This window comes from Paenibacillus sp. JT31N11, assembly GCF_056269285.1.
Window position 1 is genome coordinate 601,879 of the sequence record NZ_JBWDNQ010000004.1, and the last position, 18,407, is coordinate 620,285.

General features: G+C 50.8%; 20 protein-coding genes and 1 tRNA gene. 20 read left to right on the plus strand and 1 reads right to left on the minus strand.

Annotation, left to right across the window (positions count from 1 at the left end; translation table 11 throughout):
* The first annotated feature begins 22 nt into the window (after positions 1–22).
* From AC0YNV_RS18495 to AC0YNV_RS18545, 11 genes are all read left to right on the plus strand, one after another.
* Positions 23–1,012 carry a phosphate ABC transporter substrate-binding protein gene (locus AC0YNV_RS18495; protein ID WP_475769343.1) on the plus strand — a complete coding sequence of 330 codons (990 nt, stop codon included), beginning with the start codon at positions 23–25 and terminating at the stop codon, positions 1,010–1,012.
* Positions 1,013–1,222: 210 nt separating this feature from the next.
* On the plus strand, positions 1,223–2,083 hold the full coding sequence (gene pstC / locus AC0YNV_RS18500) for a phosphate ABC transporter permease subunit PstC (protein WP_475769376.1): 861 nt from the start codon (positions 1,223–1,225) through the stop codon (positions 2,081–2,083).
* Positions 2,080–2,967: a phosphate ABC transporter permease PstA gene (gene pstA, locus AC0YNV_RS18505; protein ID WP_210037417.1), complete on the plus strand. Its 888-nt coding sequence runs from the start codon at positions 2,080–2,082 to the stop codon at positions 2,965–2,967. Before pstC ends, pstA begins: the two co-directional genes overlap by 4 nt.
* A gap of 31 nt (positions 2,968–2,998) precedes the next feature.
* On the plus strand, positions 2,999–3,763 hold the full coding sequence (gene pstB, locus AC0YNV_RS18510) for a phosphate ABC transporter ATP-binding protein PstB (protein ID WP_210037418.1): 765 nt from the start codon (positions 2,999–3,001) through the stop codon (positions 3,761–3,763).
* 183 nt (positions 3,764–3,946) lie between these two features.
* Entirely contained in the window at positions 3,947–5,479 is a 1,533-nt protein-coding gene (locus tag AC0YNV_RS18515; protein ID WP_475769344.1) for a GGDEF domain-containing protein, read from the plus strand.
* A 77-nt stretch (positions 5,480–5,556) separates the two neighbouring features.
* Positions 5,557–6,678, plus strand: a complete 1,122-nt coding sequence (locus AC0YNV_RS18520) for an EAL domain-containing protein (RefSeq protein ID WP_475769345.1) — start codon at positions 5,557–5,559, stop codon at positions 6,676–6,678.
* A 270-nt stretch (positions 6,679–6,948) separates the two neighbouring features.
* Positions 6,949–9,600, plus strand: a complete 2,652-nt coding sequence (gene polA, locus AC0YNV_RS18525) for a DNA polymerase I (RefSeq protein ID WP_475769346.1) — start codon at positions 6,949–6,951, stop codon at positions 9,598–9,600.
* A gap of 104 nt (positions 9,601–9,704) precedes the next feature.
* A complete protein-coding gene (gene mutM, locus AC0YNV_RS18530) occupies positions 9,705–10,568 on the plus strand; it encodes a DNA-formamidopyrimidine glycosylase (RefSeq protein WP_475769347.1) in 864 nt (287 codons plus the stop codon).
* A 136-nt stretch (positions 10,569–10,704) separates the two neighbouring features.
* Positions 10,705–11,397 (plus strand): sporulation membrane protein YtaF, encoded by a 693-nt coding sequence (gene ytaF / locus AC0YNV_RS18535; protein ID WP_475769348.1) that lies wholly within the window; start codon positions 10,705–10,707, stop codon positions 11,395–11,397.
* A gap of 23 nt (positions 11,398–11,420) precedes the next feature.
* Positions 11,421–12,017, plus strand: a complete 597-nt coding sequence (gene coaE, locus AC0YNV_RS18540) for a dephospho-CoA kinase (protein ID WP_475769349.1) — start codon at positions 11,421–11,423, stop codon at positions 12,015–12,017.
* Positions 12,017–12,595, plus strand: coding sequence for a lytic transglycosylase domain-containing protein (locus tag AC0YNV_RS18545; RefSeq protein ID WP_475769350.1), 579 nt, complete (start codon positions 12,017–12,019; stop codon positions 12,593–12,595). Before coaE ends, AC0YNV_RS18545 begins: the two co-directional genes overlap by 1 nt.
* A 67-nt stretch (positions 12,596–12,662) precedes the next feature.
* Here the strand turns inward: AC0YNV_RS18545 and AC0YNV_RS18550 are convergent, their stop codons facing one another.
* Positions 12,663–12,881, minus strand: a complete 219-nt coding sequence (locus tag AC0YNV_RS18550) for an alpha/beta-type small acid-soluble spore protein (RefSeq protein WP_210037425.1) — start codon at positions 12,879–12,881, stop codon at positions 12,663–12,665.
* Between the two features lie 108 nt (positions 12,882–12,989).
* Between AC0YNV_RS18550 and nrdR the strand changes: the two genes are divergently transcribed.
* The 9 genes from nrdR (at position 12,990) to AC0YNV_RS18595 (ending at position 18,215) form a co-directional block, all read left to right on the plus strand.
* Positions 12,990–13,460, plus strand: coding sequence for a transcriptional regulator NrdR (gene nrdR / locus AC0YNV_RS18555; RefSeq protein WP_210037426.1), 471 nt, complete (start codon positions 12,990–12,992; stop codon positions 13,458–13,460).
* A gap of 48 nt (positions 13,461–13,508) precedes the next feature.
* Positions 13,509–13,581, plus strand: a tRNA-Ala gene (locus AC0YNV_RS18560).
* Between the two features lie 227 nt (positions 13,582–13,808).
* A complete protein-coding gene (locus AC0YNV_RS18565) occupies positions 13,809–14,417 on the plus strand; it encodes a recombinase family protein (protein ID WP_475769377.1) in 609 nt (202 codons plus the stop codon).
* 293 nt (positions 14,418–14,710) lie between these two features.
* A complete protein-coding gene (locus tag AC0YNV_RS18570) occupies positions 14,711–15,682 on the plus strand; it encodes a helix-turn-helix transcriptional regulator (RefSeq protein ID WP_475769351.1) in 972 nt (323 codons plus the stop codon).
* A 96-nt stretch (positions 15,683–15,778) separates the two neighbouring features.
* Positions 15,779–16,297 carry a DinB family protein gene (locus tag AC0YNV_RS18575; protein ID WP_475769352.1) on the plus strand — a complete coding sequence of 173 codons (519 nt, stop codon included), beginning with the start codon at positions 15,779–15,781 and terminating at the stop codon, positions 16,295–16,297.
* A gap of 44 nt (positions 16,298–16,341) precedes the next feature.
* Positions 16,342–16,758, plus strand: a complete 417-nt coding sequence (locus AC0YNV_RS18580; RefSeq protein ID WP_475769353.1) for a RidA family protein — start codon at positions 16,342–16,344, stop codon at positions 16,756–16,758.
* A gap of 22 nt (positions 16,759–16,780) precedes the next feature.
* On the plus strand, positions 16,781–17,338 hold the full coding sequence (locus AC0YNV_RS18585; RefSeq protein ID WP_475769354.1) for a DUF1697 domain-containing protein: 558 nt from the start codon (positions 16,781–16,783) through the stop codon (positions 17,336–17,338).
* 163 nt (positions 17,339–17,501) lie between these two features.
* Positions 17,502–17,810, plus strand: a complete 309-nt coding sequence (locus tag AC0YNV_RS18590) for a hypothetical protein (protein ID WP_475769355.1) — start codon at positions 17,502–17,504, stop codon at positions 17,808–17,810.
* Positions 17,811–17,864: 54 nt separating this feature from the next.
* The gene (locus tag AC0YNV_RS18595) at positions 17,865–18,215 is read left to right on the plus strand and encodes a hypothetical protein (protein ID WP_475769356.1); all 351 of its coding nucleotides are present in this window, start codon (positions 17,865–17,867) and stop codon (positions 18,213–18,215) included.
* Positions 18,216–18,407 lie beyond the last annotated feature (192 nt).

The window sequence follows — 18,407 nt, forward strand, 5'->3', positions numbered from 1 at the left end:
ACGGAAGGAGAAAACCAAAGAGATGAAAAAGTTAGGGTTACTTGTAACGGTGGTCTTGTTATCAATCAGTCTGGCAGCTTGTGGGGCTAAAAACAACGAAACCAACACCGGCAATGCTGCAAATGCTGGAACCAATACAGAGGCAGGTGGAAATACCACCGGAAACACAGCAACAAACGCAGGTGGCAATGCAGCAGCAGAAACGCCAATTACCGGATCGATTCTGGCAACTGGTTCATCCGCGCTTCAACCGCTTGTCGACCAAGTATCGAAAAAATTTATGGATGATGAAAAATACAGCGGCATTACCGTTCAAGTACAAGGCGGAGGCAGCGGTACAGGTCTTACGCAAGTTCAAGCCGGACAAGCGGATATCGGCAACTCGGATATTTTCGCAGAAGAGAAATTTGTCGATGCTGACGCAGACAAAGCCAAAGAGCTTGTTGATCACCAAGTAGCGGTTGTTGCTATGGCGACTGTTGTCAACAAAAGCGTAACTGTCGACAATCTGACCAAACAACAATTGGTTGATATTTTCACAGGTAAAGTGAAAAACTGGAAAGATGTTGGCGGCCAAGATGAAGCCATCACAATCGTTAACCGTCCATCCAGCTCCGGTACACGCGCAACTTTCGAGAAATACGCACTGGGCATGAAATCGGAAGACCTTCCGGGCTCCATTCAAGAGGATGCTTCCGGTACAGTTAAGAAACTGGTTACAGATACTTCGGGCGCAATCGGATACCTGGCATTCTCGTACATCGACGACACCATCAAAACCCTGAAATACGAAGGCGTAGATCCAAAAGAAGAAAATGTAGTAACTGGCGACTATCCAGTATGGGCATATGAGCACATGTACACCAAAGGCGAGCCTAATGAAGCTGCCAAAGCATTCCTGGATTACATGCTGAGCCCGGAAGTTCAAGACAATGACGTAGTTGAGCTTGGCTACACGCCGATCAGCAAAATGCAGATTAAACGCGACGTTGCCGGCACTGTAACGAAGTAATGAAATACGCTGCGCCTTCCTCTGGCTTGCGCAGCAAGCTTCTTCATTTGCAGGAAATACTGCTTTAAAAAAAATAATCAATAAACAGTCAAAGAGGTGGAGACATCCGCCTCTTCTTGGCCATTAAGGAGAGGTACTATGGAGCGGCAGGCCGCGGGCGGGCAACCTGTTCAACAACGATCGAATCATAAACAAATCAAACCGCACATAATGGAAGAATGGGTCGGCAAGGTATATACGACCCTCTGCATCATTGTACTTATCGTCACAATAGTAGCGATCGTTTATTTTGTAGCTTCCCGCGGATTGAGCACGTTTTTTGTGAGCGGCGTAAACGTAGGTGAACTGCTGACGGGATTGAAATGGTCTCCAGAGGGTGATATCCCGTCGTTTGGCGCATTGCCGTTCATATTCGGCTCATTCAGCACCTCGCTTCTGGCAGCTTGCATTGCCGCTCCGCTCGGATGCTGTGCAGCCATATTTATGACCCAAATCCTGCCTGGCGCCGGTCGCCGCGTGCTTCAGCCCGTCATTGAGCTGCTTGCAGGCATCCCGTCTGTCGTTTACGGTTTTGTAGGACTCAGCATTGTTGTGCCTTTCCTGCGCTCGGTTTTCCCTGGGCAGGGGATCGGGATTGCCGCAGGCTCCATCGTGCTGTCGATTATGATTCTGCCAACGATCACAACAATTGCAACGGATGCGCTGGCAGGCCTGCCGTTTGGTCTGAAAGAAGGCTCCTATGCACTGGGAGCTACACGCTGGCAGACGATCTACCGCATTGTCATTCCAACCACATTGCCTTCGCTTCTGACCGGCGTTGTGCTTGGCATGTCCCGTGCGTTCGGTGAAGCGCTGGCAGTTCAGATGGTTATCGGAAATGCGCCGCATATCCCCCATTCCTTATTCGAGTCAGCGTCTACCTTAACCAGCGTCATCACCTTGAGCATGGGCAATACAGTTACCGGATCCGCGCATAACAACGCGCTGTGGTCGCTGGCTCTGATCCTGCTCGCCATGACGTTTGTGTTCGTATTCGTGGTTCGTTTCCTGGAAAGGAGAAATAAACAATGAGCGCCAAAGTCGCAGACAAGATTGCTACAGCCGTTATCTATATCGTATCCGCATTAATTGTCCTTATTCTCGCAGGGCTTCTCGGCTACATTATTATCCGCGGCCTTGGACATATCAGCTTTCATTTTCTGACATCAGAGCCGCAGACGATCAAGGCGGGCGGAGGAATCGGGCCGCAGCTGTTCAACTCGATATTCCTGCTGGTACTGACTTTAATTATTACGATTCCGCTTGGCATCGGCGCCGGAATCTACATGAGCGAATATTCCAAGCCGGGCCGTCTGACGGATTCCATCCGTCTCGTGGTTGAGGTTCTGTCCTCCTTCCCGTCGATTGTCATCGGATTATTCGGCCTGCTGGTCATTGTCAACCTGTTCGGCTTTGGCTTCTCCTTATTCTCCGGTGCGCTTGCTCTGACGGTATTCAATCTGCCGCTCATGGTGCGGATTACGGAGCAATCGCTGCGCGGTGTGCCGCGTGAGCAGAAGGAAGCGAGTCTGGCTCTTGGCCTTTCCCGCTGGAAGACGATTACCTCGGTAATGATGCCAATCGCCATGCCGACGATCGTAACCGGTACAATTCTGGCTTCGGGCCGTGTATTCGGTGAAGCAGCCGCGCTGCTGTTTACGGCAGGAATGAGTTCGCCAAGGCTGGATTTCACCAATTGGAATCCGCTCAGCCCGTTCTCCCCGCTCAATCCGTTCCGGCCGGCCGAAACCTTGGCCGTTCATATTTGGAAAATCAACAGCGAAGGCCTTGCTCCGGATGCAGGTGAAATCGCCGCCGGCGCATCAGCTGTGCTGCTGATCATGGTCCTGCTGTTTAACTTTGCGGCCAGATGGTTCGGAAGAAGACTGCATCGTAAATTCACGGCCACCAAATAGTAACCAGCATAGGAGAGGGGAGGCATTTTTCATGAATGTTAAGGAAAAAGAATTGTCAGCCAAGCAGCTGAGTGTATTTTATGGCGAGAAGGAAGCGATCAAGGGCGTGTCGCTGGATTTTGAGGCACGCGAGGTTACGGCCCTGATCGGTCCGTCGGGATGCGGGAAGTCCACCTTCCTGCGCAGCCTCAACCGGATGAACGATACCATTGGCGGTGTCCGTACCACGGGAGAGATATGGCTGGACGGAATCAATATCAATGACACTGGTGTCGATGTGGTGCTGCTGCGCCAGCGTATCGGCATGGTGTGGCAGCGTCCGAATCCGTTCCACAAATCCATTTATGAGAATATTGCGTTTGGTCCCCGGTACCACGGCATCAAGAACAAGAAAGTGCTGGATGAAATTGTGGAGGATTGCCTGCGCAAGGCGGCGCTGTGGGAGGAAACGAAGGACCGTCTTCACCAATCCGCGCTCGCCCTGTCCGGCGGACAGCAGCAGCGGCTGTGCATTGCCAGGTCGATTGCGGTTAAACCGAAGGTGATTCTGATGGATGAGCCTGCTTCGGCACTTGATCCGGTGTCCACATCCAAGGTCGAGGAGCTGATCGCCGAGCTCAAACGCGATTACTGTATTGTGATCGTGACCCATAATATGCATCAGGCCGCGCGCGTATCGGACAAAACCGCCTTTTTCTATATGGGTAAAGTGGTTGAATTCGATGAGACTCATAAAATATTCACCAATCCTGCTGAGAAGCAGACGGACGATTACATCTCCGGGCGCTTTGGCTAAAAAGATGCTGGGGAATAAGCGCGATTGCAGCCATACGATTCAACCATAGGCTTGTATTTCACACGCATAACCGGAGCTCAGAGGATGAGAGCCGGTTATTTTGCTTTTTTTACATAACGTTAACAAAGCGGCTATATTTATTTCACAAACGACTGGTACAATTGAACTATTAGAGCAGTCAAAATGTCCAACCAAAGAGGGATACTTGTGGACGATATCGGATATGGTCTGTTGGACCGCACGATGATTCACCGTATTACGGAGCGCTGGCATCATGGGGGAATCGGAGTTATTATCATGCACCTGCCGGTGAGCGGAGCAGCAGTGCTTGAAGCGCTCCAGACATGGGTGACGGAGCAGAAGCGCCTGATCTGGCGTTACCGGATGGAGAGCGATTTCTTCTTCTTTTTTCAGCGCAACAAGTCGGATGAGAGACTCGATCTGCTTCTGGAGAATGCGGTCAATACCCTTCGTCAGCAGATGATGAAAGTGGTTTCCGCAGCCCCGGTGGGCAGGGGCCGGCAGCGTATGGCCATCGGCAGCGCTTCGGTACTGCCATCGGGCCTCGGCCGCTCTGCAGAGGCGATGGTCTACCATGCCATTAAAGAAGCTCTTGTCTCGGTTATGCGGTACCGGCTGCGGGACGAAAGCGCAGCTGCCCGCGAGGTGTCTTATCAGGAAGCCGAAGCCAGGCCGTATCCGCGCGTCGAGAATGGTCTGGACGTTAATGACGGCGATATGTCCTACTCCATTGGCGCCCTCGCCAAAACGATCCCGACCTTCCGCACAAGCGCGCGGGTATCGGAGGTAGCCCGGATGTTTGAGGAAAATCAGTATCTTCAGGGTGCGATTGTCGTCAATCAGGAACGGCCTGTCGGACTTGTGATGAAAGAGAAAATGCATCAGATGCTGGCAGGACAGTTTGGTCTTCCGCTGTATTGGAACCGTTCCATCGAGAAGATGATGGACGACGATGCGCTTGTGGTGGATGCCGACCTGCCTGTGGAACAGGTCGCTCAGATGGCCATGGGCCGGGATATCTCCCGGCTGTATGATGTGGTGACCATCACGCGGGACGGCAAGCTGCTTGGCGCGGCATCCATCCGGTCCATTTTGGAGTGCATGACGAATTTGCGCACCGAGGAAGCGCGGACTGCGAACCCGCTCACCGGGCTGCCCGGCAATGGAGCCATCCAGCGGGAGATCAAAAGACGCATTGATGGGGGCAAGCCTTTCTCCATGATCTACGCCGATCTGGACTATTTCAAATGGTTCAATGACTGTTTCGGCTTCAGTCAGGGCGACGAGCTCATCCGGTTCCTTGCTGAAGTGCTGCAGGAAATACCGGGCCGGGGGAACGGCGGAAAAGGCGACTTCGTCGGTCATATCGGCGGCGATGATTTTATCGTGCTCTCGGATCATCCGCAGCCGGAGAAGCTGTGCATACAGATTCTGGAGCGGTTCGACGGAGGCGTCAAGTTCCATTACGGCGGCTCCGACGTATCGATGGTGATCGACCGGAGCGGCAACAAGGTGGAGCAAGAAGGCGTCAGCCTGTCGTTATCACTGCTCCTCTGGGATGCAGACTGCCCCATTACGCCGGGGATTGTTTCTCAAGCCGCAGCACGACTCAAAAAACAGGCGAAGGCGATTAAAGGCAGCGCTTATATCTCAGGGGACGTTATTGAAAAGCAACCGGGAGAGGAACGATTGTAGACGTGAGACAACATAACAGCTTTGAAGCACCAGACAGTTTACGTCCCGAAGAAAGTGCAGCGACAGGAATAATATACTTGGCATGGCATGGCAAGGCAAAGGATCGTACTGATATCCGGCAGGTCATCGACAGCAGCTGGAGAGCTTTTGCCGAGCATGCCATCGCTCAGCATAACAGGACCAATCTGCTTGCGATCAGCTCTGTTTGGATGCGCGATGATTTATACATATGGCTGCCTCTTCCGGAAGCCCGCGAGGAATTGCTGGAGGAGCAGCTGCTGGAGCTCGGGAGCAGGTTCAAGCGGGAGTGGGGCAGGCGCTTCATGGATCACTCATTCGATGGCGATGTTCAGGAGCTGAAGCTGCACGCCGGTGTTTCCATTATGGGCAAGCGGGATGAGCAGGGGGATCAATGGTATGAAGGGATCAAGCAGGCGATTGTGCACGGACAGCGGGCTTCGGCTACCGAGCGGAGTCTTCAGCGCCGCGCATTCGAACAGCTCCTCCACAGCCGTGACATCTTTCCGGTGTATCAGCCCATCTATTCTCTGCGCAGCGGGGATGTGTACGGTTATGAAGCGCTCTCCCGTTTTCCCGACAAGCGTTGGTTTGAAGGACCCCAGCAGTTATTTGCTTATGCGGCAGAGGAGGGAATGATTTATGGATTGGACAGGCTGGCCCGCGAGCGGGCTATTGAAGGCAGCGCAGGGCTGGCCAGCGGTCAAAAGCTGTTTATTAACATGACGGCGCAAATTATGAACGACCCTTCATTCACTCCCGGACAAACCCTGTATCTGCTTGAGCGCTTCGGCTTGTCGCCCCATAATGTAGTATTTGAAATTACCGAGCGCAGCTCCTTCGAGGATTTTGGGGCGGCCAAGAAAATGTTCGATCATTACCGCAACCAGGGCTATCAAATCGCCATTGACGATGCGGGGGCGGGATATTCCTCGCTGCAGTCGATCGTGGAGCTGCAGCCTGATTTCATCAAAATCGACCGCTCGCTTATTCACGGCATCCATCTGAACGCCATGAAGGAGCAAATCGTGCATACTTTCACTGAATTTGCCGCCAAAATGGGCATTTCCATTGTTGCCGAGGGAATTGAGGAGCAGGAAGAACTGCAGCATATGCGTGATATGGGCGTGGATTATGCGCAGGGTTATCTGCTCGGCAGGCCGCAGCCGGCTATCGGTTAGCGATAATATTAACGATTTAACGCGTACGCCGCCCACAATTATGGAAGCGGATACCTAAATTATCCTGATTGTTGCGGGTAATATAAAAAATTGGAAACAGCCCGGTTGCGCGGCTGTTTTTCATATTTTCAGACTGCGGATTTGCCTGTGGGAGCAAGGGAAACTGTAATATGTGGAATGTTCGTGTTTGAGCATAGACTTGATGGGAAAGCTTGCCCGCTTTATGCTATGATAGATCATAGGAAAACCAAGGTGAGGTGTGCCTTTCGTATGGATAAATGGATATTGATTGATGGAAATAGCATTGTCTTTCGGGCGTTTTATGCCATGCCTCCATTAACGAATTCAGCAGGGCTTAATACGAATGCGGTGTACGGCTTCACCACCATGCTGCTGAGGCTGCTGGAGGAAGAGAAGCCAACGCATATGCTTGTTGCTTTCGATGCGGGGAAGGTAACTTTCCGCCATGAGGGATATGAGGAATATAAAGGCGGACGGGCCAAGACGCCGCCGGAGCTGTCCGAGCAGTTTCCGGTGCTCAAGGATCTGCTGCGTTCCTTCGGAATTGCCCAATTTGAGCTGCCTGGATATGAAGCCGATGACATTATCGGGACCTTGACGCGGATGGCGGATGAGCAGAAGGTCGAGACCCTGATTGTCTCCGGGGACAAGGACATGCTGCAGCTGGCTTCCGATTATGTGACAATTGCCCTGACGCGTAAGGGCGTCAGCGAGGTCGAGCGGTATAATCCGCAGGAAATTAAGGATAAATACGGCCTGACGCCGCTGCAAATTATCGATCTTAAAGGGCTGATGGGCGATGCCTCGGATAATATTCCCGGAATTCCTGGCGTGGGCGAGAAGACGGCGCTCAAGATGCTCCATGAGTATGGCACCGTAGAGGAAGTGCTGGCCCATGCCGGCGAGCTCAAGGGTAAAATGAAGGAGAAGGTCGCGGCGCATCAAGAGGACGCGCGAATGAGCAAGAAGCTGGCCACCATATTCCGCGAGGTTCCCCTGGACAATGCGGAGGGTGTGGAGGCCTATAACGGCTACGACAAGGCGCAGCTGGCGGATGCTTTCCGCAAGCTTGAATTCAGGTCCCTCATGGAGCGGCTCGATCTGCCGGAGCTTGGGGCGGATAGCGCTGTGGCTGCGGAGGCGAATTACGATATCGTGGCCTTGAATGAACTGAGCCCATCTGAGCTGAGCGGACTGCTGGACGGAGCGGAGAATGTATATATCGAGGCAGTGGGCGATAATCCGCATCATGCAGTGCTGCTTGGGCTGGCGATCCCGGTTGAGGAGCGGGTTCTGGTGCTTACCTCGGAAGAACTGCTGGCTGAGGCGGGCGAGCCCGTGCGTCTATGGCTGGGCAATCCGGAAGCAAGGAAATTCGGCTACGATCTGCACAAAGCGGATCTGACGCTGCATTGGAATGGCATTGACCTTTGCGGTACGGATTTTGACGTGCTGCTTGCCGCTTATCTGCTGGATCCGACGGAGTCTAACCAGACGCTCGTTTATTTGATGCAGCGCTATGAGCTTCCCGCCATCCAGTCGGATGAGTCGGTCTATGGCAAGGGAGCCAAGTTCCGCATTCCCGAGCGGGAGATATTGGCCCGTCATTTGGCGGCCAAGGCGGACGCGGTCCGCAGGCTTGTGCCGTTGCAGCAGAAGGCGCTGGAGGAAGGCGCCATGAGCAAGCTGTATTATGAGCTGGAGCAGCCGCTCGCCATTGTGCTTGCAGGGATGGAGAAGCAGGGCATCCGGGTCAATGCGGGCACGCTGGAGGAACTGGGCAAGGAACTGGAGCAGGGAATCGCCCGCTGTAAAAGCGATATCTATAAGCATGCGGGGATGGAATTCAATATCGGTTCACCGAAACAGCTGGGCGAAGTTTTGTTCGAGAAGCTCGGCCTTCCGGCAATGAAAAAGACGAAGACCGGCTATTCCACCGATGCCGATGTCCTGGAGAAGCTGGAGCCGTACCACGGGATTATACCGCTCATCCTGCAATACCGGACGCTGGCGAAGCTGCAGTCCACTTATATTGAAGGACTGCTGAAGGAAATCCGCCGCGACAGCAGCATGGTGCATACGTATTACCGGCAGACGATTGCCGCAACGGGCCGCTTGTCGAGCCAGTTTCCGAACCTGCAGAACATTCCGATCCGGCTGGAGGAAGGACGCCGCATCCGCAAAGCGTTTGTTCCGTCGGAGCCGGGCTGGACCATTCTGGCAGCGGATTACTCGCAGATCGAGCTGCGCGTGCTCGCGCATATCTCCAACGATGAGAAGCTCAAGGAAGCCTTTATCGAGGATATGGACATCCATACCAAGACCGCGATGGATGTGTTCGGCGTGCGCGCCGAAGAGGTGGACAGCAACATGCGCCGTCAGGCGAAAGCGGTTAATTTTGGCATTGTGTACGGGATCAGCGATTTTGGGCTGTCCAATAACCTGAATATTACACGCAAGGATGCGGCCCGGTTTATTGAACAGTATTTTGAAGCCTTCCCCGGTGTGCGGGGCTATATGGACAATATTGTGGTACAAGCCCGTCAGGACGGGTATGTGACAACGCTTCTGGAGCGCCGCAGATACTTGCCGGATATCAAAGCCTCCAACTTCAACCTACGCTCCTTCGCGGAGAGAACGGCGATGAATACGCCGATTCAAGGCACGGCAGCTGATATTATCAAGCTTGCTATGGTGCGGATGGACGAGAAGCTGCAAGAGCGCAAGCTTCGCAGCCGCATGCTGCTGCAGGTGCATGATGAGCTGGTGTTCGAGGTGCCGGAGGATGAGCTCGAGCTGATGAAGACGCTCGTGCCGGAAGTTATGGAAAGCGCATTGGAGCTGGATGTGCCTCTCAAAGCCGACGTCAATTACGGAGTGAATTGGTACGAAGCGAAATAAGGCGGTTTGGGTCAAGAATCGGTTATACTAGAATACCAACCGGGGGCTTCGGGCATAGATTTCTATGCTGCTTAGGCCTAAGGGTTGTGTCGGAGGTGAAGGAAATGCCGGAATTGCCGGAGGTGGAAACCGTTCGGCGGACACTGAACCAGCTTGTGGCGGGAAAGCGGATAGAGCGGGTGACCGTTTCGCTGCCGCGGATTATACAGCGGCCCAAAGCGCCGGATGAATTTGCAGCCCTGCTTGTTGGCCGGACGATCCAGTCGGTCGAACGTAGAGGGAAATTTCTGCGGATTATGCTTGATGGCCTGGTGCTCGTTTCCCATCTGCGTATGGAAGGGCGCTATGGTGTCTATGATCGTAAGGAGCCATCCGAGCTGCATACGCATGTGGTCTTTCATTTTAGCGACGATACGGAGCTGCGTTATAAGGATGTCCGCCAGTTCGGGACGATGCACCTGTTTGATTGGGGCGAGGAGCTCACGCTGCCGCCGCTTAACAAACTCGGCATGGAGCCGCTTGATGATGCTTTTACACTGCAGGCTTTCAAGAAGAAGCTGGCTAAACGGACGACCAAAATCAAGCCGCTGCTGCTGAATCAGGAATATGTCGTGGGGCTTGGCAATATATATGTAGATGAGGCGCTGTTCACGGCGGGTATTCATCCCGAGCGGACAGCGGATTCCATCAAACCGGCTGAATGGGCGCGCTTGCATCAAGCAATCATCGCCACCTTGGGGCGGGCGGTCGAAGCGGGCGGCTCCTCCATCAAGTCTTATGTGAACGGACAAGGCGAGATGGGAATGTTTCAGCATGAGCTGCTCGTATACGGCCGGAAGAATGAACCCTGCAGCCGCTGCGGACAGTTTATCGAAAAGCTTGTGGTAGGGGGCAGAGGCACCCATATCTGTACGAGCTGCCAGCCTGTACCCAGGCTGTCCAAAGCGGGCAAGCTCTCGCGCAAATAAGGAACGACTGAGGAGAAACCGCATATGATGTACCGTTCATGTTAATGGGCGAATGCACAGCTTACCTGCTTCCAAGCCGATGGATTGGCGGTCAGGGGCAAGCTTAAAGCAGTCGCCGTTATGGGAGGGACATCGGTTGCTGGCACATGTCGTTTCATTATTGCTGCTTGCTTTTGCCGTCAGTCTGGACGGTTTCGGCGTTGGTGTAACGTACGGATTACGACGGATTCGGATACCGGTCGTATCCATTGTCATCATTTCTCTCTGTTCGGGTTTTGTTGTCTGGCTGTCCATGCAGATCGGCTCCATGCTGACCGGCCATCTGTCGCCGCTGACGGCGAAGTGGATCGGCGCAAGTTTGTTGATGGTCATCGGCTGCTGGGCTCTGTTTCAATTATGGCGAAGACGCAGGGAAACCAAGGAAAGCGTTCCGGAAGAGCCTGAGCCATCCGGTTCAGCAGCGGAAATGAATGGACTTACGCCGGCTGTGCCTGTGCTGCTGCTGGAATGGAAGCGCCTGGGGATCGTGATTCAAATTTTGCGGACGCCGCAAATTGCGGATGTGGACCGCTCCGGTATTATTTCGGCGTCAGAGGCTGTGCTGCTTGGCTTCGCCCTCTCGATCGACAGCTTCGGAGCGGGACTTGGCGCAGCCATGGTCGGCTTGTCGCCGCTGTTGACGGCATTTATCATTTCAACCACCAGCGGACTGTTCCTGCTTGCCGGGATGCGGCTGGGGTTTCGTTTTGCAGCTTGGCAGGGAATGCGCGCACTATCGGTATTACCGGGGATTATGCTGATTATGATGGGGATTTTGCGGTTGTTATAAAAGGGGCATTATGAGGTGAAGGTATGATAGTTGGATTAACAGGCGGTATCGCTTGCGGCAAAAGCACGGTATCCGCCATGCTGTCCGCACGGGGAGCGAAAATTGTCGATGCCGACCAGGTTGCCCGGGAAGTTGTGCTTCCCGGCGAGCCTGCGCTGGCGCAAATTACGGCTGTATTCGGGCAGGCCGTATTGAATGCGGATGGAACGATGAACAGGGGAGAGCTTGGGAAGATCGTCTTCGGCAATCGAGAGAAGCTGGACGAGCTTGAGGGTATTCTGCATCCGGCGATCCGGGCGACCATGTGGTCGCGAATGAATGCCTTTGAGCTGGAGAACCCAAGCGGACTGATTGTGGCGGATATTCCGCTTTTGTATGAGACGGGACAAGCTTCCCTGTACAGGGGAATCATTGTCGTATATATACCGCGCCACCTGCAGATGGAGAGGCTGATGGCACGCAACTCCATGACAGCTGAGCAAGCGGAGCAACGCATTGGGCTGCAGATGGATATTGAAGAGAAGAGAAAGCTTGCAGATTTCGTAATAGACAATAGCGGTTCTCTTGAAAACACAGAGGCGCAAATTGAACAATTTTGGCGTGAGCAAGGACTTTCGTGATGGTGAGGAAGATATTTAAAAAACGTGTACTGCTGCTTCTGATTATTGCGGTGCTGGTACTGCTGTATCTGAAATCCGACTGGATGAACCGCTGGATGTATCCGATCCATTACCAATCCGACATTAAGATCAGTTCCGTCAACTATGGGCTGGACCCGCATCTGGTGGCTGCTATTATAAGGGTGGAGACGAATTTCAGCAATAATAAGGTATCGAAGAAAGGTGCCATCGGTATGATGCAGCTGATGCCGGATACGGCCAACTGGATTGTGGAAAAGGGCAAATTCTCCAATGTGACCCAAGATGCAATTGCCAGCCGCGCTGACATCAGCATTGAAATTGGCTCCTGGTATCTGAACTCGCTTCTGCAGCAGTTCAAGGGCAACACGTATGCCGTTGTTGCGGCTTACAATGCGGGACCGGGGACAGTAAACCGATGGATGTCGGAGGGAACATGGGATGGCAAGCTGGAGACGGTGGACAAGCTTCCATATGGGGAAACCCGCCACTATGTACAGCGCGTCATTTATTATTATAATAAATACAAGAAGCTTTACCCTGAATTTGCGGCAAAATAATAAGGAAGCCTTGGCAATCCGCCCATGAGGGCGGCTGCCAAAGCTTCCATTATAAATCCTGTGAACCTTATTTAAACTGACCTGCGATGGATTGCTCGGCGATTTGTACCAGTTTACGAGTGATGTAACCCCCAAGGGAGCCAGCGTCACGCGTAGCCATGTTACCATAGTAACCGTCTTGTGGGATCGTAATACCCAGCTCTTGCGCGACTTCATATTTCATTTGGTCGAGCGCTGCATTGGCTTGTGGTACAACCAGTTGGTTGCTGCTGCGGTTTGAACTCATTGTCTTTCACCTCCTTGCGGTTGGTACAAGTATTATGTGCGATTGCACGAGTTTCATTACAGGAAACGTATGGAAATTTTTTTTCAAAGATGGGGGTCAACAAATCCGATGAAATGTCCGTATTGCGATTACGCGGGAACCAAAGTATTGGATTCCAGACCTGCGAACGACAACAAGTCGATCCGCCGCCGCCGCGAATGCGAGAAATGCACCCGAAGATTCACAACGTTCGAGATGATTGAAGAAACCCCGCTGATTGTCGTCAAAAAAGACGGCAGCCGAGAAGAGTTCAACCGCGACAAGATTTTGCGCGGTCTTATCCGGGCCTGCGAGAAGCGTCCCGTGCCGGTTGAGAAGCTTGAAGTGATTGTATCCGAGGCCGAGAAAGAGCTGCGTACAACAGCGCAGGCCGAAGTGCAAAGCCGCGAAATCGGCGAGCTGGTGATGATGCAGCTGTATCCCGTGGACGAGGTTGCTTATGTGCGTTTCGCCTCGGTATACCGGCAGTTCAAAGATATCGACATGTTCATGAAAGAACTAAACAGTTTGCTCTCCAATGGCAGCAAGAAAAACGATTGACAGGTACAACTTTCCTGTGCTATGATCTTACTTGTCGCCATGATTCACGGGGCCTTAGCTCAGCTGGGAGAGCGCATCGCTGGCAGCGATGAGGTCAGGGGTTCGATCCCCCTAGGCTCCATACAACCTATCTTGATGAAACCCTTGCGTAGCAAGGGTTTTTTAGTTATCCATGAAATGATTCATGAATCTTTTGGTCAAGTTGAAATTGTTTTGGGGACGATAATGGGGACGGAACCAAAGCAAACAAAAAAACAACTACAAAAGAAAAAACAAATTTCTGGACGTAGCCTCATGTGCCATGAAATGATAGGATATTTTGGCATGAAATATGGAGGAGATTACCAAATGGAAATGGGGTACGGGCGGGTTTCTGCAAAAGATCAGAATCCCGAGCGGCAGCTGATTAAATTCCGGGAACTTGGGGTTGACGAGCGTTATATATTTGTAGACAAATTAAGTGGCAAGGATTTTAATCGGCCGCGGTATCAGGCCATGCGATTGATGATTCGAGAAGGCGACTTAATTTATATCGACGCGCTCGACCGGCTGGGTCGTGATTATGACGGGATTATAGCCGAATGGAAGTACATTACGCGGGAAGTGAACGCAGATATTGTCTGCTTGGATAATCAAACGTTGTTTGATTCACGGAAGTTTCGGACGATGGGCGACTTTGGGAAAGTGATGGAGGATCAATTTTTAAGCTTACTTGCCTATGTGGCCGAGCAGGAGCGTAAAAAGAATCGGCAGCGGCAAGCCGAAGGGATAGAAGTTGCCAAGGCGGATGGAGTAAAGTTTGGTAGACCGAAGCAGGAAATCGATTCTAACTTTGTTCAAGTATATAAGGAATGGAAGGGTGGGGGGATAATGGCTGTCTCGGCAATGAAGACCTTAGATATGAAACATCGGACATTTTACCGGCGTGTGAAGGAATATGAGTCTTCACAACTATAACGTGAATAGTTACATATCCATTATTAAGCTAATTGACAAGCTCGTACAAAATGATCGATTAAAACTCCCATTTAATGCAAACCTACATGAAATAGTTCTAAGGAGTGGTTATTTGATGAATTTAACTGAATTTTGGAGGCTGTATGAAGCAGATAAACGAATCCAGGGATTTAGTCCATCTCTGGACTGATGACTTCCGGGTAGAGAAACATAAATAGTCACGGGTATAATTTCTATATTTCAACCGCGAGGATATATTAAAACATATTATGCAGGAATAGAGGTCAATTCCGATGGCGAAATGGGATAACATGCTGTCCATGCTTTGGATGCTGCGATCCGGAAGGAAGCACACCGCCGCGCAGATCGCGGACAGCTTGGAGATTAGCATCCGTACCGTGTACCGGTATATCGACGCCTTATGCGCAAGCGGAGTGCCGGTCGTCGCAGAATCGGGACATGACGGCGGCATTCGCATTCTGGAAACCTTCAAGGAGACGCCATTGTTCTTCACCCACGTAGAGCTGAAGGCGCTTGCGGACGCGTTTAAATTTTCGCAAGGCGCCGGCTATCCTTATACGGAGGAGCTTGGAAGCGTGTTGAAGAAGGTGGAAAACGGGCTGCACGAAGAGCAGCGCCACGATTTGCCCCGTCACACGAGCGGCTTGGATGTAATTTCTCCGGCACGACCGCCTTCCATTGTTCTGTTGTTACGGGACCTGGAGCAGGCGGCGATGGACGGACAAACATTGCGCATGACCTATCGCAAAGTAAATGCAGAGCAAGCGAACGAGCGTGAAGTTGATCCGTACGGGTTGGCTTACGACCATAACGAGTGGTACGCTGTCGCGTTCTGCCATCGGTCGAAGGCGGTACGGACTTTCCGTGTGGACCGTATCGAACGACTGGAGCCGACTCGATTGGGATTCGAAAAGCCGGAGCATTTCTCTGCCGCCGTCTATTTCCGCGACCAGTCCGAACGGGTACGGGAGGCGGACGGACCTCTGACGGTCATCTGTATCGAGGGAGATCCCGACACGATGAAGGCGGTTTGTGGTCACTGGCATTTGCGCCACTATTTGACGGAGAGGACCGATCGAGAAGCGCGGTTTCTGCTCGATATCCCGACGATGAACAAGTATCTTCCGAAGTATCTGGTGACATTCGGAACGACCATTCGCATTCGGGAGCCGATGGAGCTGAGGCGTCGAATTCAGGAAATGGCATATGGAATAGCAAAACATTATGAAGACGTTCCCGATTGAACTCCCCTGACAACAGTTGTCAGCAAATCTGGTATACCATAGAGACAAGGTTGCGGCAGCCACACAACCTCCAAACAAAGGAAGGTGATTTCATCCATGACTCAAAACCCGCAAAATTTGTACGAGTATCATGTGTGGGCAAATAATCAGTTCTTCACCTGCTTGGAGCAGCTTCCTGTGCATGTGTTCCATGCGGAAGTGACGAGCGTGTTCCCGTCCGTATCGCAAACGTTCGGGCATATGTACTTGTTCGAACAGATCTACCTGTCTGTGCTCGCGAAAGTTCCGAACGAGGACATTTTTCCGAAGATCCAGGGTTGGACGGAGGAAGCGAAGGATAAATCTGTGGACGAGATGCGGCAGCTTTTTGCCTGCCTCGCTGAACAATTTCGAGAGTTGCTGCGGCGTACGTCCGATCCAGACATGGCGATGACGATCGTGCATCCGCAGTACGGCCGAATCGATACGCATTTCTCTGAGATCCTGCGTCATGTAGTCAACCACGGGACGTATCACCGGGGCAATGTGACAGCGATGCTGAGGCAGCAAGGGTATGGCGGGACTCCAACTGATTATATGTATTATTTGATGAAACGACAGGAATGCCCGCGGTAAGCTGTTCCGAATTCTGTCAACTTCCTACTAAGGAGGAAACCCCGATGTCTTCTTTTAAAATGGAGCATAAAAATCCGGAGGGTATATTCAAATCAACAGCATTTAGTCAAGTGATTACTGTAAGCGGAAAGGCAAAAACAATATATATTGGCGGCCAAAATGCAATTAATTCAACAGGCGATCTGATTGGAGTCGGCGATTTGAAATTGCAGACAAAACAGGCGCTTAATAATATCAAAACGATTTTAGCTTCTGAAAATGCAAGTTTCGCCAATCTGGTCAAGCTCAATATCTATTTAGTTAGCGGAAGCGACCCCAGGATTGGTTACGAAGCGTTTCAGGAGACGGCCGGTATGTTAGATCACCCACCTTTGGTCACCGTTTTATTTGTTTCAGAATTCTCGCGTCCGTCTTGTCTTCTTGAAATAGATGGAATTGCAGTCATTGAAGACATAAGCTAATAGCGACAAAAGAGAGGTAATTATGGTCTATACTGCTTTGCTTCGCGGAATCAATGTTGGTGGAAATAACAAAGTAGATATGAAAATACTTAAAAAATCATTCGAGCAAGCCGGTATGAAAAACGCTGTTACTTATATCAATACGGGCAATATCATTTTTACAACTGCCTGCAGCGCCAAAAAGGATATAGCGCAAATTCTCGAAAAAGCTATTCTGGAAACTTTCGGACTGCAAATCAAGGTACTGGTCCTTAGCTTGGAAGACATGAGGGAAGTGATATCCTCGATTCCTGAAGCATGGATAAACAATGACAAAATGAGATGCGACGTCCTGTTCCTATGGGAAGATATCAATGAGGAATCCGTACTCGATCAACTGGCCATAAAACCGGAGATCGAAACAGTGAAGTACGCTCCGGGCGCGATCCTATGGGCGATAGAAAAAATAAACGTGAATAAAATAAGTATGACAAAATTGGTTGGTACAAAATTGTATCAACAAATGACGATCAGGAATTTAAATACAACACGAAAAATATATCAGCATATGCTGGCAGCAATCGAGGAAGAAGGGTTTTAGGCGAGGCATCACTTTGTTGAACTAACTGGGTACGATAGTGCAAAGACCAGGAACAGATCGCCGCGGTAGGCAACTGTTCCTTTTTCGTTGAAGTAACGGGCAAAATAGTTCCAATATGTGGTAGTATATGGATAATCCTTTGGGCAATAGGGGGTGTATATCTATGTCTTCGCCTGAGCTTATCTATAACAGCCCGTTCGAACATGAAAAATGGGTATGGAGCATAACTGATTCTGGAGAACTGGATTACTACTACGATTACATCATTATTGATGTTTTGGATGAAGAAAATAATGAGATTGTATCACTAAAGAAATATTCTGATGAAGAAGACATCATCTATCTTTCTAATCCACATACTGCTTTTGGTAAGAACTTAGCTGGATTTAATAAATACATGACAGGAAAGTTTAATGTTGACTCATTTAAGTACTTCTCTAATAATCCAAATGAAACCTATGAATATCTGTAAAATCATCACAAGCTAATGGGGTACGTTACTGAGATTTAATAGGGGTGGTGTAAGATGAGTCCTCCTCTAGTTCCTTTAAGGATTCCAGCGGGATGGATAGTTTCATATAATCAGTTTACTGAAACTAGCCCGGACTTGTTTAAAGATAATGATTATAGGTACAAATGGGAATTTAGTGAGGATATATTTCAATTCGAACATTCGGATAGAAAACGATTACTGGACCTAAGTTGGCGCCCAGAATTTAGCCCTAATGGTGAGTATATACTTGTCTTGTTGGATGCACGTGATGATGACTTAGCGGATTGGGAGCAACCAATATGCGAATTTCGTACAAGAGATATTGAGAAGATTATTGAAAAGACAGAGTATTTATTATCAGAAGTCTCTAAGGGTAAGCTTTAGTCATTACGCTAACTGGGCACGATAGCATAATTCAGAGCAGAATGAGGCAGCCGGCCAGAACGATCGGCTGCCTTTGCTCAACTACCCCGAAAATTAATATTAGCTCAGACCTAAAAATGGCAGCACGAAACTAAACCCAGCTTTTATGGTTTTTAAAAACTGTGCTTCTTCGCAATCTATGAGACATTGAAA